The organism is Arthrobacter sp. ISL-85, assembly GCF_018613675.1.
Classification (GTDB): domain Bacteria; phylum Actinomycetota; class Actinomycetes; order Actinomycetales; family Micrococcaceae; genus Arthrobacter.
In genome coordinates, this window is the sequence record NZ_JAGGPQ010000022.1 from 1 (window position 1) to 17,486 (window position 17,486).

Consider the following 17,486-nt stretch of genomic DNA (forward strand, 5'->3'; position numbering starts at 1 on the left):
TAAGTTGCCGTTGACATGGGACGAGACAGTGAAGGGCACTGTTGCGCTGCTGGTTGCCTATGAGAGCCGCCTGCTGGCCATTGGAGACGGTGGCACGGCATGGGTTGCCCAGGAGTGCCGATACGCATCAGAGGCTCTAGGACTAACGCCCAAGGCCCTCACGTCGTTGGGTTGGCGGATCGCTAATGAGTGAACGCAGGAGAGCCAAGGCGGCCGCAGGTACATCGCCCTTAACTCAGGGCGCTGGCGATGGTGTGCCCGCTGAACTGTTGGGGACGTTCCGCGATCACGAATGTTGGTGGTCTGAAGAGGAAACAGAGCTTTGGTTCCAAGCCAACGGGCTGATGTGGGAGCGCAGCAGTTGGGCTAGTAACGAGCCGTGGGGTAGGCGGGACGACGCAGTCAGGGCATGGTGCGTCAAGGAAGGGCTGATAGACAAGTACGGTTCGCCCGCCGCTGGCCGTTGCCGGGGCCTTGGGTTTGATACGCGAACCCGTGCCCGTGACCGCTTCCAGCACGTCAAGACAGGCACCTAACCCGAGGAACCTGGGGCCTATCCCCGTACCAGGGGCCTACGAAATTTTCCCGCCGGGGAGGCTGAATTTGTTCTGTACGCTTTGGGGGATTTTTCGTTCTGCCCCGCACGCATCTCATAACTGAATAGCTCCACTCGTTTGCAGCCCGCTTATGGCGGGCTTTTTTGTACCCAAAATGGAAGGGGTGGTTAGCATCGCTGACCGCAGTATCACTATCGCCATTGAGGCGAATGTAAGGGGCCTGACGGCGGGCCTGAGGACGGCCCAACAGGCGACTAACGACTTTGGTAGCCGACTGGAGAAGTTCGCGAAGGAAAACGAGCAGCACCTGGACCGTGTCGGTAAGGCGTCGATGGTTATGGGTGGTGCTCTGCTTGCTGGCGTGGGGCTCGCCATCAAGGCAGCATCTGAGTTCGATTCGGCAATGTCTGAGGTCCAGTCCTCAACACACGAAACAGCCGGCAACATGGATTTGCTGCGTGAGGCAGCTATTAACGCTGGTGCTGACACGGCGTTCTCTGCTGTAGAAGCCGCTAAGGGCATTGATGAGATGGCTAAGGCTGGCGTCTCTACGAAGGACATCCTTGGCGGCGGCCTGACAGGTGCGCTGTCGCTTGCTGCTGCCGGCTCGCTGGATGTTGGTGAGGCTGCCGAAATAGCTGCTAGTTCGCTCACTCAGTTCAAATTGTCGGGTGACAAGGTGCCTCACCTGGCGGATCTACTCGCTGCGGGTGCTGGTAAGGCCCAGGGGTCAGTGCACGATCTTCGTGCCGCGTTGAATCAGACTGGCCTTGTCGCTGCTTCTACCGGCCTCACGATTGAGGAAACAACTGGCGGCCTAGCGGCGTTCGCTTCTGCCGGCCTCATCGGTTCCGACGCCGGTACGTCCATGAAGACGATGCTTCAAAGGCTTACCCCACAGTCGAAAGAGGCTGCGGAGAAGATGGCCGAACTTGGCATCTCTGCCTACGATTCGCAGGGCAATTTCAAGGGGCTGGCGGCTTTCGCTGAGAACCTTAAAACGTCGATGGCTGACCTCACTCCTGAGGCGCGAAACGCTGCCATGGGCATTATCTTCGGATCCGATGCGGTCCGTGCTGCCAATGTCCTCTATGAACAAGGCGCTTCCGGTATCTCTGACTGGACAGACAAGGTCAACGATTCCGGCTATGCCGCGGTTACTGCCCAAATTAAAACGGACAACCTAGCCGGCGACCTGGAACGTCTGGGCGGCTCTTTTGACTCTGTTCTGATCAAGGGCGGGTCTGCGGCTGCGCAGTCTCTCCGCGGCGTTGTGCAGGGCGCTGAAGACCTCGTGGACGCCATCGGCAACATCCCCGCGCCAATCCTGAACCTTGCTGTTGGCATCGCTGGCATTGGGGGTGGTGCGCTGCTGCTTGGTGGTGGGCTCATGACGGCGCTTCCGAAGGTTGTTGAGTTCCGCAGTACCCTGTCTGATCTTGCTGAGGCGTCGCCGCGTGCCGCTTCTGGCCTCGGTAAAGTCGCTAAGGCGGCAGGCCTTGCTGCTGCCGCGATGGTCGGTATGGAGATTTTCGGTGCCATCGCCTATGACAAGCACACGCAGTCTACGGAGCAGCTTGCTAACGCGATTCTGAAGCTGAACAAGGCCGCTTCTGGTGACGGTATTTCAGCGCTTGATGCCGCACTGAGTGACTTCGGCAATTTCATGGGTAAGCGGATCGCGCCGGACATCAATTCCGCTGCGGATGCTATTGCTAGGATCACGCATCCTCAGGGCTCTGACGGGATCAACCGTTGGGCTGACCAAGCGTTCGGATGGCTCCCGCTCGCCAAGTCTGAGACATCGCAGGTTGATGAGTCGCTGCGTAAGGTTGGCGACGAGCTTGGGAACCTCGCTAAGAACGGTGGCGCGGAAGCCGCTGCTGCGTCCTTCAGGAAGCTATCAGATGAGTTCATTAAGAACGGCTCTACGGCACAGGACGCTCTGGATCATATGCCGGGCTACAGGGATGCCTTGCTGGATCTTGCTAACCAAGCCGGCGTCACTCTTGAAGGTCAGGACCTTCTGGATTTCGCTATGGGTAAGGTTCCGACGTCGATGCAGGCGGCAAGCAGTGCAGTTCAGACGTACACAAGCGTGACGGGTGAGGCAAAGCCAGTCACTGAGGCTATGGCTAAGCAACTGGAGGAAGTCGGCCTATCTGCCCAGGGCGCCATCGTTGATATCGACGCGTTCGGTAAGTCCTTGTTTAACGCGGGCCTGTTGTCTCTTTCGGCTTCGGATGCTGCTATCGGGTATCAGGACGCCATCGACAAGATGACTGAGTCGGTGAAGAAGAATGGCACGAACCTCGATATCAACACTGAATCCGGGCGTGCTAACCAGTCTGCTTTCAACAGCCTGGCTCAGGCTGCTATTGCGTCTGCCGAGGCTACGGCTACTGAGACGCTGGCCACGCAGGGCTCGGTAGCAGCTCAGGCTTCGTTGCAAGGTTCGTTGCGGACAAGCTATGACGACTTGGTGCGTGCTGCTGGCCAGCTGGGTATCACCGGTGACGCGGCGGACACAATGGCTCGCAAGGCTTTGGGTATCCCGAAGAACGTGAATATTGATGCGTGGATCGCTGACCACGCATCCGCCACGTTGGATGGGATTAAGGGCAAGGCTGACGCGATTGATGGTCGGCATGTGTCGATGCTTATTGAGACCATTGATAAGACGGTGAAGATGTCGGAATACAGGGACGATCCGTCGATGGTTGCCTTGAACCCGGCTACGCACGCCGATGGTGGCATGGTGAACTATCTTGCTGTCGGTGGCCGTCCGAGGCTCTACGACATGCGTCCGCGGGGTACGGATACGGTGCCGGCGATGCTGACTCCTGGCGAGATTGTGATGCGGACTGCCGCGGTCGATTCCATCGGGGCTGCGAACCTGCTTTACGCGAACGCCACTGGCCAACTACCGCCTGCTCCTGCTCCTCCGCGGCAGATCATTGCTTCTACTGGTGGTGCTGGTGATGTGACGGTGTTTGTGACGAATCCGTTTACTGGTGCTGAGGTGCAGGCTGTTGTTCGTGAGGTTGCTCGAGGTGAAGTTGGTGCAAGCCTGAACTCCGTTGCTTCCACCGCTAGGGGACGTGCCCGCTAATACACGTCAGCCCCGGCCCAGTCCCTTGCGACCGGGCCGGGGGCTTTCCTGATGTTCCACGAGCTTAAACAAAAACGGCACCCATTTGAATGGGTGCCGTCGGGCTTAGCTTCGTAACTAAGCGGGGTATGCCAACAACGTTACAGGTAGTTGGGGATAGTGTCCAATCGTGGGGAATCGTGCTTGGTGGTATTAGATAGTCCCTATGTCCTCAGATTCGCCCGCCTCCAACCGCGCCATCTTCTATGTTGACGGGTTTAACCTTTACAACGGACTCAAGGAAGATAGTGGAAAGAAAAGGCTATGGCTGGATCTTGTAGCCCTGGCTAAGAATCTACGCCCCAAGAGCAATCTGGTGCGGGTTAACTACTTTACGTCTCCTGTTGCAGGTGCCGCCGAATCTATCCGCCGACAACAGCACTATCAGTACGCGCTGAAGACAAAATACCCAAAGCACATCAAAATCATCCACGGGCGTCACGAGCCGCGAGACGTCGAGTGCCTCTCGTGCTCGGCAACTTGGCAGCACTATGAGGAAAAAGAGACAGATGTCAATATTGCCCTCAGTATCCTTCAGGATGCTTACTCTGGCGCGGCTGATGACATGTTCATAATCAGCGGAGACACGGACCTCCTACCCGCCGTAAGAATGGCACAAGCAGTGGACCAGAAGCTGTTCATTGCCGCAGCGTTCCCACCAGCCCGTTATTCGAAAGCTATTCAGAACGAGCTGCCTTCTTCGTTCATCATCGGTGATGCAAAACTGCGCGCGTCTCAGCTGCCGGATGAGTTCAAGGACGGCTTGACGCAAAAGGTATATAAGCGGCCTCCGGGCTGGAAGTAAGCCGGCGGGGCCCCGCCGGCTTACCAGCGATTCAGTGCGTGTATGGCTTCCAGGCGTCGAGCACGGGGGTGAGCAGGCGGATGTCGCCGTTCACCTGGGTCTCGGCTGCATCGCAGCTGTCGCTCTCAGTGTCCTTGCAGGCCGTGGTTGCGTCGTTCTTCCCGATCACGTCCAACGCTGACAGCGTGCGGGTAACGAGCGTGTCGATCTCGGCAGGTGGCTTGGGTAGCTGGCGAATCTCTCGTGCTGCTGTCTTCGCCGTCACCGTAACCGTCTGAACCGTGAACCGGCAGGCGGTTCTCTTGGCGTAGTCGAGTGGCTTCGTACCTATTGAGGCAAGAGCGCAGTCCACTATCTTGTCTTCGTAGTCCCGCCATGCCGTCTCGTTCTCAGCAATGATGCTGGCGTACTGACCTACTGAGGCGGTCGGTGTTGGCGTGGGTGTAGGTGTGGGTGTTGCCGAAGGAGAGGTAGAAGCTGCCTGCGTTGATCCTGAGCAGCCAGTCAGGAGGATTATGCACGCAGCTAATGCAGCGCCCCCAATATGCGTTTTCATGGTCACAGCATAGGGGCGAGCGTCTGACATTAATAGTGTGTGTCGGGGGCAGGGTCTAGTTTTGCGGGCATGGTGAAGTTTGACCCTGAGGGGTTTGCGGCGATGATGGCCCGCATAGAAGTGGAAGAACGGGAGAAGGAACGGCAGCAGTACACGCTGCGCTCGCCGTACGAAGACCTGGAACCGGATTACGAGTACATGCATTACAGTCCCCCTCAGTCTCTACGAGTGTCGTATTAATGGTGAAATGTCAGCATGACGATCGCCGACAGCAACGATGATGAGCCAGAGTTCCGCAGGATCCACCAGGTTGCTGAGCTGTTCCAAATCAGCCGCTCCACCGCCTTCCGGTTGATGAAGGAACAGGCTTGGCCTCGGCATAAGTTTGGAACGGAGCTTCGGTTCAGTAAGGAAGACGTGGAAGCGATCCGCGCGATGAATCACGAGGTGCCGGCACGCCCCAAGGTGACGCCGAATGTTGGCACTCGCGCGAACCGAAGGAGCAAGCCGACCACTCCATAGAGCGCCCACATACTGCCCACACTTTGCCCACAACTGAAGTGATGGTGCGTGACGTGGGGTGATCAAAAACCGCTTGATATCGCCACTCTCCGCACCAGCGCTAAGGGTCAAAAGGTTTCAAATCCCACCGTCACCGCCAGTGAGAACCCTCGGGAAACCGGGGGTTTTCTTCTTTCTCAGGAGCTTCGTGGTGCATTTTTGGTGCACTTATCCAAGAATCACTCTCACATCGAGGTGCTCCCGTGCCCGCCAAGATCCTTCACCTGAGAGGTGGAAGCTCAATCTGGGCCAGTCTCGTCACGGCTTCGGGAGTCACCCGGCCCCGTTCCTTATCCAAGGCCACCCTCAACTGCGCGGCCAGAATATTGCGGCGAACATGTAGAGCCAGTTCTCTCCGTGACGCCGGATCAGTCCGGAGCTTCCCGTCGGGCGTTCTCAAAGTATTAAACGGTGACGGCAATCGCGGCAGTGCCAGCTGCCCAGGCGCTCGACCGCCTCCGGCGTCTGTCGGCCCTGTAGCTCGTCCATGGTAATCCGGAGCTGGGCCGCCAGGATTCCCCTCCGTATGCGTCGGATGGTTTCTTCCTTGCGTGCTCGGGCTTCCTCATCAAGAGCAGACATTGCCGCGCCCCTTTCTGCACGTTGCATTCATCATCTTCGAGAAGCCCTTAACAGCCAAGGGGTTCACACCGAGGCGGAGGATGCACGAGCTCTGAGAAGGCTGTCGGGGAATGCAGTTGCACGAATGCGGGCGAGCGATTCCAACAGCTACATGGCAGCAACTGTCAGCCACTCACCCTATACTCCGCGCATGATTGAGATCCGCCCGCTTTTCCCGCGCACATGGGAACCCTCAGAGCCCCACGTTGCCTACAACAAGGCCGACCGGCGTGTGGTCATCGCCTCCGCCATGAGCCGCGGGAACAATTCCTACTACGACCGCTACGGGTACCGAGGCTCCCGGGACATCGTCTGCATCGACTGCCTGGAGGCCGGCCACGACGTTCCGGTCTCGCTCGTGGTGGCCGAGAATAAGGTGCATCCACTTCCGGCACAAGCCCGGCGAGGCTCCGGACGGTATGCGCAGGCACGGCGAGACAGCCGAGCACCTGCACGGAAAGCAGCTGATCATGGACTGGGCCAGGGAGCAGCACCACATCATGCCCTGGTCAATCGACGATGAAGTCTGGGTACCCGGGGCGCGGCTGCGCAGCGACGTAAAGGCGGAGCTTTTCGGCGGCCGGCAGCTGGCGTTCGAGGTCCAGCGCAAGCCACTGGAGTGGAAGGACTGGAACCGCCGCCACGGCGGCTACAGGAACGCAGGCGTCCTCGACTTGTGGCTGTGGTCCCCGGACGTTCCGCATCTGGTCCTGGACCTGCCGCTGACCAGCGTCGTGCTGGACATGGAGCATGAAGAAATCGGGGTCCTGGTCGAACCTTACGGAAATGAATACCGCCACCCCACCGCCGAGCGCCATGTCCGGCTCCCCACGTACTACGCCTCAGCTCCCCTCTCGGAGTGGGGCATCTCGGCCTCGGGATCTCTTGTGCCCCCGCCGGAGATGGCAGAGTACATCGGCGACAAGCCGGAATCCGGCCGGCTTGCCCAGTTGAAGGACTACCGGGAAGCACCCGCCCGCCGGGCTCCGACACCGGCGCGGCCGATGTCGCGGGGGCGGAGAATGCAGGCAGTCAGGCAGTACGGAAGCGCCAGTCCCGGCCAGGTGCTGGAACCCAGCCGAGGTGCACCGCGCCGCGACCGTGATCGTGAAGCGCAACGCCAGGCAGAGGCCATTGAACGCATCATGCGCAAAAAGCGCTAAAACTAACCCGTTGGACCACCGGCCATGCCGTTGCGCGCTGTAGGCTCTGGTTGTTTGGGGGCCGTCACAGAGCGCTCCTGCCGGCCACAAGGAGCGCCCGCCCGCATGAGCTATGACCAGCAGTCTTCCCACCAGCAACCGTGGCTTTCGGAGCCAGGACCCGAGGTAAAAATCCTCTCCCCGGCGGACGACGCGAAGTCGCAACGGTGGCGGCTCATCCTGGGATGCAGTTCCGTGTTTCTGGGTCTTGCGTCGGGCTTCTACGCCTATACAGACATCTCCATGGTCATCCGCGCCATGAACACCGCTGCGACCGCCGGCGACTACATCCCGGCTGATGCCATGAACCACGCCATCGCGGTCATCGCGGTCTTCTGTGTGCTTGCCCTCGCCTACGTCGGAGTAGGCATCTGGAACATCATTACGCGCCGCTCCACGGCCAAGTCACCCCTGATTGCCGCGATCATTCTGGCGGCCGCGGCATTGATCCTGATCGTCATCTACATGACGACTCAGTCGACCGGGCTCCGGGTCGGCGGGATCGGCCTGAATGTGCTCATCATCTCCCGGGCCGCCATCGTGTTGCGGATGAAGAAGGTCCCTGTTTATCCCACCGCTGCCGAATGGACCAACTGACCAGCCGATCTTTGCTCTTCGGGGATAGATTGCCGACGTATGCTCATCGAAGGTCTTCTTCTTGCAAGGTTTGGGGGTAGGTGCATGCGCTTCACGTCGGGCATATCGGTGGCTGTCGCTGGCGGCATTTTGTTGATTGGTGCTGGCCCGTCGATGGCATCCGGGGATGTCGTTTATGTTGGCCAATTCCCTCTCGGCGTTGTCGTCGACGCCGAGGGCACTGCTTACATTGGCGACACCGGAGGAGTCCATGTTCTTCCCGCGGGCGCGAGCTCACCGACCACGACGCTCATGACAGGCGTCAACCCGAAGGGAATGGCACTGTCTGCGGACGGCACCCTGTTTGTCGAGGGGTCGGCCCTCGATGATCAGCAGGAAAAGCTCGTGGTGATACCGAAGGGCTCCTCTGCGGTGGCACGCACGATTACCCTCAGCGCCGACGCCCACCTCATAGCCGCAGGGGCTGACGGGACTGTCTTTGTTCCCAACCCGTTTCTGGGCACAGTCTCGGTCATCCCCCCGGGCGCCGACGCCCCGGCCCAGGAGGTCGCCGTCGGCCGCACTCCCAAGGAAGTAGCCGTAGCCCAGGACGGCACCGCCTACGTCACCAACCAGGACAGCGGGACCGTCTCGGTCATCGCCCCGGGCGCCGGCACGGTTTCACGCACCATTGATGTCCGGAAGACTCCTGACAGCGCCGGGGCTCCGCACGGGATCGCCATAGGCCCCGACAGCACCGCCTACGTCACCAACATCGCCTCAAACGACGTGGCGGTGATCAAGCCCGGGGAATCAGCCGTCTCCTACCGTGTGCCGGTTCCAGGGGGACCAAAGGAAATCGCTGTCGGCCCGGACAGCACTGTCTACGTTCTTTCCGAGAACAGCAGCCTCAACGTCATCGCACCAGGCGAAACAAGTGTCCGCCGCAGCCAGCCGACGCTCCGGAACCCCGGACATCTCGCCGTCGCTCCCAACGGGTCCGTCCTGGTCACCAACACCGCCGATTTGTCCGTGTCGGTCTTCCCGGCCCAGGATCTGGGCATTCCCGCACTAGCGGCTGTGAAGGCCCAAGCTGCACAGGCTGAGGCAAAAGCAGCAGAGCCCACGGCTCAGGCCAGCTCGGAGAACACTGGGGCCAGCTTCCTGTCCAATCTTCCGGTCATCATCGGCACCGTGGCCGGGGCCATTTTGGTGGGGGCCGCCGTGCTGATCCTTGCGGGCAGAAGGCGCAGACGTTCTGCAGCAGCCGAGGATGCAGAAGCGTCAGAGTCCCCGGCAGAGTATCCAGAACGATTGGAAGTCCTCTCGGATCACACGCCGAACTGAGCGTCCGGGCCATAGGCTGTCGGCATGAGCGTCAGTGCAGCGCAGGCAGCGGCCTTCTACAGCGAGATCCTGAAGAACGGTCAGGTGTGGACGATCCGTGATTCGGGTGGCATCCCGGCCCCGCTCAACGGGGACGGTGATCGCAGCATGCCGTTCTGGTCTCTTCGCAGTAGAGCCGAAAAGGTCATAGCAAACGTTCCCGCCTACGCGGACTTCGAGCCCGTGGAGATTCCCCTGGAGATCTGGCGCATGCGGTGGATCGATGGCCTCGAACGCGATGGGATCCTGATCGGACTCAATTGGACTGCCGCTCGCGCCACTGGCTACGATTTCCGGCCGGCAGAAGTACGAAACCGCCTTGCCGCCAATGTTGGCACGGACTGAGCAGGCGCGATGAGCCGACGCGACAGCCCTGTGCGCGCCTTTCAGCCGCGCTTTTCGATGGGGCGGTACCTGTCAGCGGACGCCAGCAGCGCGTCCTGCAGCTGCCGTGTGTTGCCCGGCTGATCCACGGGCCGGGAACCCGAACCAGATCCGCCCGGCAGCGGGCTGACCATCCGCGCAGCGAAGACATTGTGCGGGATCTTCAGGGCCAGGGGACGGTTCAACTTGGGGAACTCCCGGATCGGTGACGTGTCGTCGATGGGGTGGCTCTTGTCGGCGTCTGACCGTGCGATCATCCGGTCCATGTCCTCGGGAGTTCCTGCCTTGATCACGACTCAATTTTAGGCCGACTCCGGCGGCTCATCGAACATGTGTTCTCCACAGACTTATGCACATGTGAATATGTTTTCGGCTGGCGGCAGCTTTGCGCCGCTCGTGAGGGGCCCATGCGCCATCCTTCACAGGTCGGTCTGGAACAATTTCGCGCATGGAACATGAGTGGTTTCGGTCTCCCGGCTGGGCCGAGGCGGATCGTGCAGATTTTGAGCGCCGCCTTGCGCGGTCCCGCGGGTCCAGGCGCGCGCAGTACCTGCGTATCAAGGGGCTGGCACTTAGCGACGCGGGCGAATTAGACGGAGCCAGAAGCCTCTGGTTGCGTGTGCTCGGGGACGACGGGGAATTCTCGAAGTTGGAGGGCTTCGCAGCACTTGAGCATCTGGGGGACTCTTTCGTTGAAGCCGATCCAGTCCTGGCAGAGGGTTATTACCGCCGCCTGCTCGCTGACAATCCCCAGATGAAGAGCACAACCTCGACTCAGCAGATCAAGCTTGCCGAACTCCTCATTCGGCGCGGCGACGAGCAGGACCTCGAAGAAGCCGCGGAGTTGCTGATCCGGTGGTCCAAAGTGGCGCGTGTGCCATTCCCAGACGCGCATTTCCGCTGGAACCTGGCCGTGATCGACCTTGCAGAGGCAACTGGAGACAGGGAAACGGCAGAAGAAGCAGCGCGCCGAGCACTCGCCCTTGCTGACCGAGGGCCAGTGTTCCCGCGTCACAAAACGGTAGGCATCGTTCACGCAGAACACCAGACCATCAGGCGGCTGAAGCGCCTCGCGAAGTAACGATCGTGTTCGGCTCCGTTGCTCCGGGCTGCCAGTGCTGCTGTGTAGCCTGTCGTTATGAGCAAGACGGCCCCGGAAAACTTCGGGCGGAAGACCGGATCCAATGAGGCGCTGATGGGCGCGAAATGATCCAGCAGCCGGTGCTCCAGCCACGCGGGCAATCCACCGGGATGCGGTTCCTCCGGATCACTGTCCTGGTCGCGGACGCGCTGCCGCTGCTTGCCGTCCTCCTTATCCGTTTCGTGATGCCGCCGGGTTCGGGACAGGACGGTGAAGCCCTGTTCTGGGCCGGGCTGCTGTTGGCGTACGCACTGATTCTGCTCTTCGGCCTGGCGCTGGTCCTCAACGTCGTCTACCTGATCGTCCTCGCCCTCATGCGCCGGCGCTACGACAACAGCTACAGCCGGCTCTCGCGGGTACTCCTGTTCCTGCTGCCCGCAGCTGCAGTCCTGGGACTCACCGTCAAGTGAACGCAGCGCCCATCTAGCGCCCCCGCCGTCAAATGATCGCGAGCGGACTGAGGCTGTGTTCATTGCTTGGATTTTCATGGACCTTGAGTCTGCTGACGGGTACGCTGGCCTCTAGCCGGGCGGTGACCGATCCCGGGCGCAACTGCAGCGACGAGGCCGCAGTTGCATCACTTCGGGGGAATTTGATGACAACAATGGCCCAGGTGAAGGGCGAACAACACACTCTTGCAAAGGCAACCACTTTTTCCGACGGCGCTGCCGAAGGCGATCGAGCGCCTCTAGGTGCAGATCCAGCTCCAGAAAAAGTCACGATCCACGTCATCGGGGATCGGATCCTCCGCATTACGCTGAGTCCAGGAGGCCGGATCACTGAAGCCGACGGTGCCCGGGTCCGGGAGCGGTTCCTTACGCTAACGGCCGGTGCTGGCGGTGCGGTACTGCTGCAGATCACGGGCGTGCGATCAGTGAGCCGCGACGCCGTCGAGGTCCTCAGTAGAGCGGCCACGGTCACGGCCTTTGCGATTCTGGGCAGCACCCCCGTGGACCGGGTGATAGCGCACGGGATGCACGGGCTTCCCCAGCCGCAGTGTCCAAGCCGGTATTTCTCCGACGAGCAGGAAGCCATGGAGTGGCTCAACGCCCACCGCGGATAGCGGCTGTCCTGGGATGATCGGCACTACGGTTACGTGATCCCGTTTGTCTGCATGCCTCCCCTGTCGCTCTGTGATCCGGTGGCGTCGGCTAACGGGAGATCCGGCCATGAGCTCGGTCTGCTTCCCCATCGGTATTGGGAAATGGCCAGGCCATCCCCTTTCACTCATTCTGCGCCCTATTGTGGGCTATGAGCAGTTCCGATGAGTACCGGAATCTTCCGCCGAAGATGAAGAGACTGGCCCTAACCAGTCTTTGGCTCTTCCTGGGTGCCATGATCGTGTCCACGATTCTCCGGCCCTGGTTGGGCTTCTGGCCCACCACGATCCTGTTGGGCCTGATCATGGTCGCGGTACTGATACCTGTCGCTCGGGCCGCCAGGCGGGAGCGGAAGCAGCTGGACGGTCCCTCTGGTCCCTCCACGCCTCGGTCCTGAAGGCAGCACTTCACAGCCTGCGTCCGCGTCGGTCCCAGTCGTCTCTGCGGGCCTCGTCCTCATCCCAGAAGAGAGCGTCGTTCCGGCGAACCCGGAGCAGATGCAGCAGCTGGATGACAGTGACAATGAACCAGACCGTAAACACCCAGAACAATACCGAGTCCCATTCGCCGCTGCTCCAGAGCTTATTGAGGGCCAGCAGCCCCATACACACGGTCTGCGCGCCGAAGACCGCGGTGGCAAACTTCCACGAGCCGCGGCTCATCCGTGGCTCAAGGCGTTTGCGACCCTCAGAAGCGGACATGGCGGGAGCATACAACTGCGCCTGCGAGTCATCAACGATGAAAAGACGAGGCGGAGGAAACCGGCTATGCCTCCGGTTCCACGCCGTTGCTCTTCCGCTTACCGAGCCACTGCTCCCGGTACGCATCGGTGTCCTTCTTTTGTTTCTGGCCCCGCTGTGCTGCCCAGCCGATAACGAAGTACATCAGAACCATCGCAGGAGCTAGCTGCCAATTGATGAGCACGCCCGTCAAGAGGCCCAGCAGGACACCGACAGCGACTATAACCAGCAAGCGGGAACTCGCTCGTGTTCGTCGGTTGCTGTTGAACATGGCTCACAGTAACACCGGCACATGTGCACTGAATCGCCCTCGTGGTTCTCGTAAGCAGTGGCTATTCAACCTACGATCCCGCCCCTAGTTCTACTGCATGCCTACTGCTGTTCCACTGCCCGGGAGCGGAGCTGCTCCTGACCGGTGCTACTCCAGGCTTTCAAACACCATGGTGGCCTGGATGCGGTCACCGCCACCAAGCCCCTTGCTCCCGCTGCTGGAAGTGGTAATCGTATGAAGCCGGTAGCCCTTGGCCGCCTGAGCATTGATTGTCTTCTCCAGCTCGGTCAGGTTACCCGAGCCCGTTCCCCAAAGCTTCTCCTTGAGAATCACCTGCAAGACGACGTAGTGCATGAACAGCTCCCTCCCCTGACTGGCCACTTGCCGGCAATGCTACTGGATGGCCGCTGGACCTGTCCCGAGCAATTGCCAGTACGGTGGGACACCGCCCTCCTGGGCAGTTTGTAGCCGGCCGCCCGACGGCACGTTTTGCCCTATCTATAAGAAATGGAAACAGGCTCTATGCCAGCGCCCTTGCGACGTCGTAGCCGGCGGACTTCTGCAGGTTGTTCCGCGCCCGGTCGTACCGCCTGGTGGTCCGCGAATCCCATGCTGTCCTGCAGTGAGTGCAGCGAAACGCCCGCATCCAGGGCGATCGTGGCGAACGCGTGCCGCAGGCTGTGCGGACAGATTCGGCCGTCGATGCCGACCCTGCGCGCGAGCCGCCGCACGGTGCGGGCCGCCTCCGACCGCTGCCAGCGTCTTCCGGAGGCCGTGGTGAAGAGCGCTCCCTGTCCCACGCCATAAGGGACATTATGGCGTGGATTTTGGGCCGTGTCGGAAATGTTGGGAAGGGGCCTGAGTGGATCGCTGACATGGGTTCTTCTTCAGGACCCTCGGCAACTCCGGTAGCGTTCCCGGCCTTTTCGGCGTAGGTACGCCCGAAGGCTATTCCAGCGTCGGTAGCTTACTCTGAGCCAGTCGCTTCACGACCTCGGGTCTAGGGCCCCGGCGAAGCGGCCGTCCTACAGCTCGGCACCATCGAGATGCTGACGTGGTACGGCTTCAGGGTCTATTCCACTGGCAGCGACCGTCCGCGCGACCTGGTGGCCCTCCGACAGCGGCCGGGAGCGGCGATTCCGGGAGAAACCGGGTAACAATGCCTCGTCTTTTGGATAAATGTTTGGACCAGTGACTGGACTGGGCCACGGCGCGAAGGGTCATGAAACCGGTCCTTCCCGCCTGCCTCTTCACAATTCACTTCGAGAAGTCCCGAGACCGGTACGTACCCGGGCTGTTTGAGGACCAACGGTGACGCCTCGCGACGGTGTACCGGCGGGTAGATGTCGTTGCATTGCCCTGCCTTGCTCTGAATTTCGCTACTTTCCGCAGCATGTCTTTGTGCGTCTGTTTTGCTCCGTGCGACGCCGGATGAGCTGCCCATTACTCCCGGTTTCACAGCATAAACACTGCTCTTATGCGCGGGTTTGATCTCTGCTCTCATGGTGGACACAGCCCGGCCGGACGATGCGCCGGGCAACAGAATCCACACCGAAGCTCAGAAAGTCCCTCATGAAAAACCCGCACATCTCCCGAAGAACCTTCTCCCTTCTGGGTCTGGCCGCTGCCGTGACCGGATCGATGGTGCTGTCCGGCTGCGGGGGCCCGGCGACCGCCCAGGGCGGCTCCGGTGCGCCTGAGGCAACCGAGCTGCGCTATGAAGGATCAGCCAACAGCGTCAGCCTTCCCGAGCTCGCCGAGGACCTTGGGTACCTGGGGAACATCAAGCTGAACTGGGTGGGCAACACCATCAGCGGCCCGGCCAGCATCCAGTCCGCTGCCACGGGTGCCACCGATTTTGGTGGCGCTTTCTCCGGCGCGGTCGTCAAGCTCATCGAGGCAGGCGCACCGGTAACGGCTGTCATCAACTACTACGGGGAGGACGAGAAGACTTTCAACGGCTTCTACGTCCAGAACGACAGCCCGATCCGCACCCCACGGGATCTCATCGGCAAGAAGGTCGCCGTCAACACCCTGGGCGCGCACTCCGATGCGGTTCTGAACAGCTATCTGAAGAAGAACGGTCTAAGCCAGGACGACATCAAGCAGGTCCAGCTGGTCGTGGTTCCACCCAACGACACAGAGGAAGCAATCCGCCGCGGCCAGGTCGACGTCGGCGTCTTGGGCGGGGTGCTGCAGGACAATGCCGTGGCCAAGGGCGGGCTCCGGTCCCTCTTCAACGACTACGAGCTGTTCGGAACGTTCGCAGGAGGCCAGTACGTCCTGCGCAAAGACTTCATCCAGCAAAACCCGGAGGCCACGAAAGTCTTCACCACCGGCGTCGCCAAAGCCATCGAATGGGAACGCACCACCCCCCGCGATGAGGTCATCGCCCGATTCACCAGCATCATCGAAAAGCGCCAGCGCAATGAAAGCACCGCGGCGTTGAAGTACTGGAAGAGCGTCGGAGTGCCGGCCAAGGGGGAGATCACCGACCAGGACTTCAGCCGCTGGTCAGAGTGGCTCAAGGACACCGGCATCGTCACCGGGGACATCACGCCGTCCAAGTACTACACCAACGACTACAACGGATTGCTGAAGGCCTCATCATGACGCATAGCCCCATCCCAAAGATCAGCCTGCAGAGCGTCGGGAAGACCTTCACCGTCAGGCCAACCAAGGACGCACCGGCCGGTTCGACGTTGACAGCCCTCGACGGGATCAACCTCGACGTCGCCGCCGGGGAATTCCTCACCCTGGTGGGTCCCAGCGGGTCCGGGAAAACCACTCTCCTGGACCTCCTGGCCGGGCTGACCCGGCCAGACACCGGGAAGGTCCTGTTGGACGGCAAAGAGGTCACCGGGCCGGGCAAGGACCGGGCCGTCGTCTTCCAGCAATATGCGCTGTTTCCCTGGCGAACGGCCGCGGCCAACGTCTCCTTCGGGCTGGAAGGCCCAGGACAGGACGGCAAACGGCTCAGCCGCCGGGAACGCGCAGAGAAAGCCCGCACCTACCTCGACCTTGTGGGCCTGGCCGGCTTTGAAGACCGCTACCCGCATGAACTTTCCGGCGGAATGAAGCAGCGTGTGGCTATCGCCAGAAGCCTCGCCTATGAGCCGGAAGTCCTGCTGATGGACGAGCCTTTCGCCGCGCTGGACGCCCAGACGCGCGAACAGCTGCAGGAGGAGCTGCTGCGGATCTGGCGGACCACCGGGAAGACCATCATCTTCATCACCCACGGGATCGATGAGGCCGTCTACCTGGGGCAGCGCGTCGCCGTGCTCAGCTCACGCCCCGGCCGGCTCAAGGAAATCGTCCCGGTCAACCTCGGAGACCGGACAGGTGATATTGACATCCGATCCGACGCCGCATTCGTGGAGCACCGGCACCAGGTCTGGGCGCTCCTGCACGACGAAGTCCTCAAGGCCCAGCAGGCCGGTCACGCCAAAATCCTCCCCGATGGCACCGCACCCGATGAGGCCCCGCAACCTACCAGCGGAAAGGCAGCCTGATGAGCGCCCCAACCCTGACCACAGACACCCACTCCACCGCGCAGGCGCCCGCGACCCCAACCACTGCCGGTGACGCTGCTCGACGTCGACGCCCTGCCCCCGCCACGGGTCTTTCCCTGCTCAAACAAGGGGCACAGAACGGCGGCCGCGCCCTCTGGCGGCCCGGTGCGATTTTGCTGTTCCTGCTTCTGTGGGAACTCGGACCGCTCTACCTCGCCCCCTCATCCACCCGGGTGTTCCTGCCGCCACTGCACGATGTCCTGGGCGCACTCGGCGCACTGATCGCGAAAGGCCAACTGCAAAACCACCTCGTCGCCAGCCTTACACGCTCCGCGAGCGGGTTCGGCATCGCCGTCGTATCCGCCGTCGTCCTGGGTCTGCTGGTTGCCTGGTACGGAGCCCTTGACCGGTTCCTGAACCCCTTACTGGAAGTTTTCCGGAACACCGCCGCGCTGGCACTGCTCCCGGTGTTCACCCTGCTGCTCGGAATCGGCGAAACCTCCAAAATCAGCATCGTCGCCTACGCGGCGTTCTTCCCGGTGCTCCTGAACACGATCGCCGGGGTCAGGACCGTGGACCCCTTATTAATCCGCGCGGCCCGCTCCCTCGGACTGTCGAACTTCACGCTCTTCCAGAAAGTCATCCTTCCATCAGCGGTCCCCACCATTTTCACCGGCATCCGAATGGCCGGCACCTCCTCAATCCTTGTCCTCATCGCCGCCGAAATGGTCGGGGCAAAGGCCGGGCTCGGCTACCTCATCGTCAACTCGCAAAGCAGCTTCCTCATCCCCGAGATGTACGCCGGCATCCTGACCGTGTCACTGCTCGGGCTGGCCGTGAACTACCTGCTGGTCGGCGTCGAACGCCACTTCTCCCGCTGGCGCACCGCCGTCGGCTCCGGAAACGGCTAAGACACCCCGGCA

21 protein-coding genes are annotated in these 17,486 nt (G+C 61.2%); 15 read left to right on the forward strand and 6 right to left on the reverse strand.

The window, feature by feature from the left end:
* The 3 genes from J7I84_RS16620 to J7I84_RS16630 all read left to right on the forward strand — a co-directional run.
* Window positions 1-193: hypothetical protein (locus tag J7I84_RS16620; protein ID WP_214945655.1), on the forward strand; the 193-nt coding region annotated here is incomplete at its 5' end.
* 527 nt (window positions 194-720) lie between these two features.
* A complete protein-coding gene (locus J7I84_RS16625) occupies window positions 721-3,669 on the forward strand; it encodes a phage tail tape measure protein (RefSeq protein ID WP_214945656.1) in 2,949 nt (982 codons plus the stop codon).
* 205 nt (window positions 3,670-3,874) lie between these two features.
* On the forward strand, window positions 3,875-4,513 hold the full coding sequence (locus tag J7I84_RS16630; RefSeq protein WP_214945657.1) for an NYN domain-containing protein: 639 nt from the start codon (window positions 3,875-3,877) through the stop codon (window positions 4,511-4,513).
* Between the two features lie 31 nt (window positions 4,514-4,544).
* Here the strand turns inward: J7I84_RS16630 and J7I84_RS16635 are convergent, their stop codons facing one another.
* Entirely contained in the window at window positions 4,545-5,069 is a 525-nt protein-coding gene (locus J7I84_RS16635) for a hypothetical protein (protein ID WP_214945658.1), read from the reverse strand.
* 255 nt (window positions 5,070-5,324) lie between these two features.
* On the opposite strand from J7I84_RS16635, the gene J7I84_RS16640 reads away from it, so the two are divergent.
* From J7I84_RS16640 to J7I84_RS16665, 6 genes are all read left to right on the forward strand, one after another.
* Window positions 5,325-5,591, forward strand: a complete 267-nt coding sequence (locus tag J7I84_RS16640; RefSeq protein ID WP_214945659.1) for a helix-turn-helix domain-containing protein — start codon at window positions 5,325-5,327, stop codon at window positions 5,589-5,591.
* 811 nt (window positions 5,592-6,402) lie between these two features.
* Window positions 6,403-6,774, forward strand: coding sequence for a hypothetical protein (locus J7I84_RS16645; protein ID WP_214945660.1), 372 nt, complete (start codon window positions 6,403-6,405; stop codon window positions 6,772-6,774).
* The gene (locus J7I84_RS16650; RefSeq protein WP_214945697.1) at window positions 6,671-7,414 is read left to right on the forward strand and encodes a competence protein CoiA family protein; all 744 of its coding nucleotides are present in this window, start codon (window positions 6,671-6,673) and stop codon (window positions 7,412-7,414) included. The genes J7I84_RS16645 and J7I84_RS16650 overlap by 104 nt, the downstream gene beginning before the upstream one ends.
* Window positions 7,415-7,519: 105 nt before the next feature.
* Window positions 7,520-8,050 (forward strand): hypothetical protein, encoded by a 531-nt coding sequence (locus J7I84_RS16655; RefSeq protein ID WP_214945661.1) that lies wholly within the window; start codon window positions 7,520-7,522, stop codon window positions 8,048-8,050.
* Between the two features lie 84 nt (window positions 8,051-8,134).
* On the forward strand, window positions 8,135-9,376 hold the full coding sequence (locus J7I84_RS16660) for a hypothetical protein (RefSeq protein ID WP_214945662.1): 1,242 nt from the start codon (window positions 8,135-8,137) through the stop codon (window positions 9,374-9,376).
* Between the two features lie 24 nt (window positions 9,377-9,400).
* On the forward strand, window positions 9,401-9,760 hold the full coding sequence (locus J7I84_RS16665) for a DUF2750 domain-containing protein (protein ID WP_214945663.1): 360 nt from the start codon (window positions 9,401-9,403) through the stop codon (window positions 9,758-9,760).
* A gap of 41 nt (window positions 9,761-9,801) precedes the next feature.
* On the opposite strand, the gene J7I84_RS16670 is transcribed toward J7I84_RS16665, so the two are convergent.
* Entirely contained in the window at window positions 9,802-10,092 is a 291-nt protein-coding gene (locus J7I84_RS16670; protein WP_214945664.1) for a hypothetical protein, read from the reverse strand.
* Between the two features lie 155 nt (window positions 10,093-10,247).
* On the opposite strand from J7I84_RS16670, the gene J7I84_RS16675 reads away from it, so the two are divergent.
* From J7I84_RS16675 to J7I84_RS16685, 3 genes are all read left to right on the forward strand, one after another.
* Window positions 10,248-10,880, forward strand: coding sequence for a hypothetical protein (locus J7I84_RS16675; RefSeq protein ID WP_214945665.1), 633 nt, complete (start codon window positions 10,248-10,250; stop codon window positions 10,878-10,880).
* A 125-nt stretch (window positions 10,881-11,005) separates the two neighbouring features.
* Entirely contained in the window at window positions 11,006-11,350 is a 345-nt protein-coding gene (locus tag J7I84_RS16680) for a hypothetical protein (protein ID WP_214945666.1), read from the forward strand.
* Window positions 11,351-11,535: 185 nt separating this feature from the next.
* Window positions 11,536-12,003: a hypothetical protein gene (locus tag J7I84_RS16685; RefSeq protein ID WP_214945667.1), complete on the forward strand. Its 468-nt coding sequence runs from the start codon at window positions 11,536-11,538 to the stop codon at window positions 12,001-12,003.
* Between the two features lie 444 nt (window positions 12,004-12,447).
* Here J7I84_RS16685 and J7I84_RS16690 read toward each other — a convergent pair whose 3' ends face one another.
* The 4 genes from J7I84_RS16690 to J7I84_RS22075 all read right to left on the reverse strand — a co-directional run bounded on the left by J7I84_RS16690 (window position 12,448) and on the right by J7I84_RS22075 (window position 13,851).
* On the reverse strand, window positions 12,448-12,741 hold the full coding sequence (locus J7I84_RS16690; protein WP_214945668.1) for a hypothetical protein: 294 nt from the start codon (window positions 12,739-12,741) through the stop codon (window positions 12,448-12,450).
* Between the two features lie 64 nt (window positions 12,742-12,805).
* Window positions 12,806-13,012, reverse strand: coding sequence for a hypothetical protein (locus tag J7I84_RS16695; RefSeq protein ID WP_214945669.1), 207 nt, complete (start codon window positions 13,010-13,012; stop codon window positions 12,806-12,808).
* Between the two features lie 186 nt (window positions 13,013-13,198).
* Window positions 13,199-13,405 (reverse strand): DUF4177 domain-containing protein, encoded by a 207-nt coding sequence (locus J7I84_RS16700; protein WP_188573368.1) that lies wholly within the window; start codon window positions 13,403-13,405, stop codon window positions 13,199-13,201.
* Between the two features lie 140 nt (window positions 13,406-13,545).
* Window positions 13,546-13,851: a tyrosine-type recombinase/integrase gene (locus J7I84_RS22075; protein ID WP_214945670.1), complete on the reverse strand. Its 306-nt coding sequence runs from the start codon at window positions 13,849-13,851 to the stop codon at window positions 13,546-13,548.
* Between the two features lie 772 nt (window positions 13,852-14,623).
* Here J7I84_RS22075 and J7I84_RS16710 point away from each other — a divergent pair.
* Genes J7I84_RS16710 through J7I84_RS16720 form a run of 3 tightly spaced genes read left to right on the forward strand, consistent with a single transcriptional unit; the run spans window position 14,624 to window position 17,474 of the window.
* Window positions 14,624-15,664, forward strand: a complete 1,041-nt coding sequence (locus J7I84_RS16710) for an ABC transporter substrate-binding protein (protein ID WP_214945671.1) — start codon at window positions 14,624-14,626, stop codon at window positions 15,662-15,664.
* Entirely contained in the window at window positions 15,661-16,563 is a 903-nt protein-coding gene (locus tag J7I84_RS16715; protein WP_214945672.1) for an ABC transporter ATP-binding protein, read from the forward strand. Before J7I84_RS16710 ends, J7I84_RS16715 begins: the two co-directional genes overlap by 4 nt.
* The gene (locus J7I84_RS16720; protein ID WP_214945673.1) at window positions 16,563-17,474 is read left to right on the forward strand and encodes an ABC transporter permease; all 912 of its coding nucleotides are present in this window, start codon (window positions 16,563-16,565) and stop codon (window positions 17,472-17,474) included. The genes J7I84_RS16715 and J7I84_RS16720 overlap by 1 nt, the downstream gene beginning before the upstream one ends.
* The last annotated feature ends 12 nt before the right edge of the window (window positions 17,475-17,486 follow it).

What these genes read in the sequence shown, in the direction of transcription:
- J7I84_RS16630 (WP_214945657.1), top strand. Translation starts at nt 3,875, where the DNA reads ATGTCCTCAGATTCGCCCGCCTCCAACCGCGCCATCTTCTATGTTGAC.
- J7I84_RS16635 (WP_214945658.1), bottom strand. Translation starts at nt 5,069, where the DNA reads ATGAAAACGCATATTGGGGGCGCTGCATTAGCTGCGTGCATAATCCTC.
- J7I84_RS16640 (WP_214945659.1), top strand. Translation starts at nt 5,325, where the DNA reads ATGACGATCGCCGACAGCAACGATGATGAGCCAGAGTTCCGCAGGATC.
- J7I84_RS16645 (WP_214945660.1), top strand. Translation starts at nt 6,403, where the DNA reads ATGATTGAGATCCGCCCGCTTTTCCCGCGCACATGGGAACCCTCAGAG.
- J7I84_RS16650 (WP_214945697.1), top strand. Translation starts at nt 6,671, where the DNA reads ATGCGCAGGCACGGCGAGACAGCCGAGCACCTGCACGGAAAGCAGCTG.
- J7I84_RS16655 (WP_214945661.1), top strand. Translation starts at nt 7,520, where the DNA reads ATGAGCTATGACCAGCAGTCTTCCCACCAGCAACCGTGGCTTTCGGAG.
- J7I84_RS16660 (WP_214945662.1), top strand. Translation starts at nt 8,135, where the DNA reads ATGCGCTTCACGTCGGGCATATCGGTGGCTGTCGCTGGCGGCATTTTG.
- J7I84_RS16665 (WP_214945663.1), top strand. Translation starts at nt 9,401, where the DNA reads ATGAGCGTCAGTGCAGCGCAGGCAGCGGCCTTCTACAGCGAGATCCTG.
- J7I84_RS16675 (WP_214945665.1), top strand. Translation starts at nt 10,248, where the DNA reads ATGGAACATGAGTGGTTTCGGTCTCCCGGCTGGGCCGAGGCGGATCGT.
- J7I84_RS16680 (WP_214945666.1), top strand. Translation starts at nt 11,006, where the DNA reads ATGATCCAGCAGCCGGTGCTCCAGCCACGCGGGCAATCCACCGGGATG.
- J7I84_RS16685 (WP_214945667.1), top strand. Translation starts at nt 11,536, where the DNA reads ATGACAACAATGGCCCAGGTGAAGGGCGAACAACACACTCTTGCAAAG.
- J7I84_RS16690 (WP_214945668.1), bottom strand. Translation starts at nt 12,741, where the DNA reads ATGTCCGCTTCTGAGGGTCGCAAACGCCTTGAGCCACGGATGAGCCGC.
- J7I84_RS16700 (WP_188573368.1), bottom strand. Translation starts at nt 13,405, where the DNA reads ATGCACTACGTCGTCTTGCAGGTGATTCTCAAGGAGAAGCTTTGGGGA.
- J7I84_RS16710 (WP_214945671.1), top strand. Translation starts at nt 14,624, where the DNA reads ATGAAAAACCCGCACATCTCCCGAAGAACCTTCTCCCTTCTGGGTCTG.
- J7I84_RS16715 (WP_214945672.1), top strand. Translation starts at nt 15,661, where the DNA reads ATGACGCATAGCCCCATCCCAAAGATCAGCCTGCAGAGCGTCGGGAAG.
- J7I84_RS16720 (WP_214945673.1), top strand. Translation starts at nt 16,563, where the DNA reads ATGAGCGCCCCAACCCTGACCACAGACACCCACTCCACCGCGCAGGCG.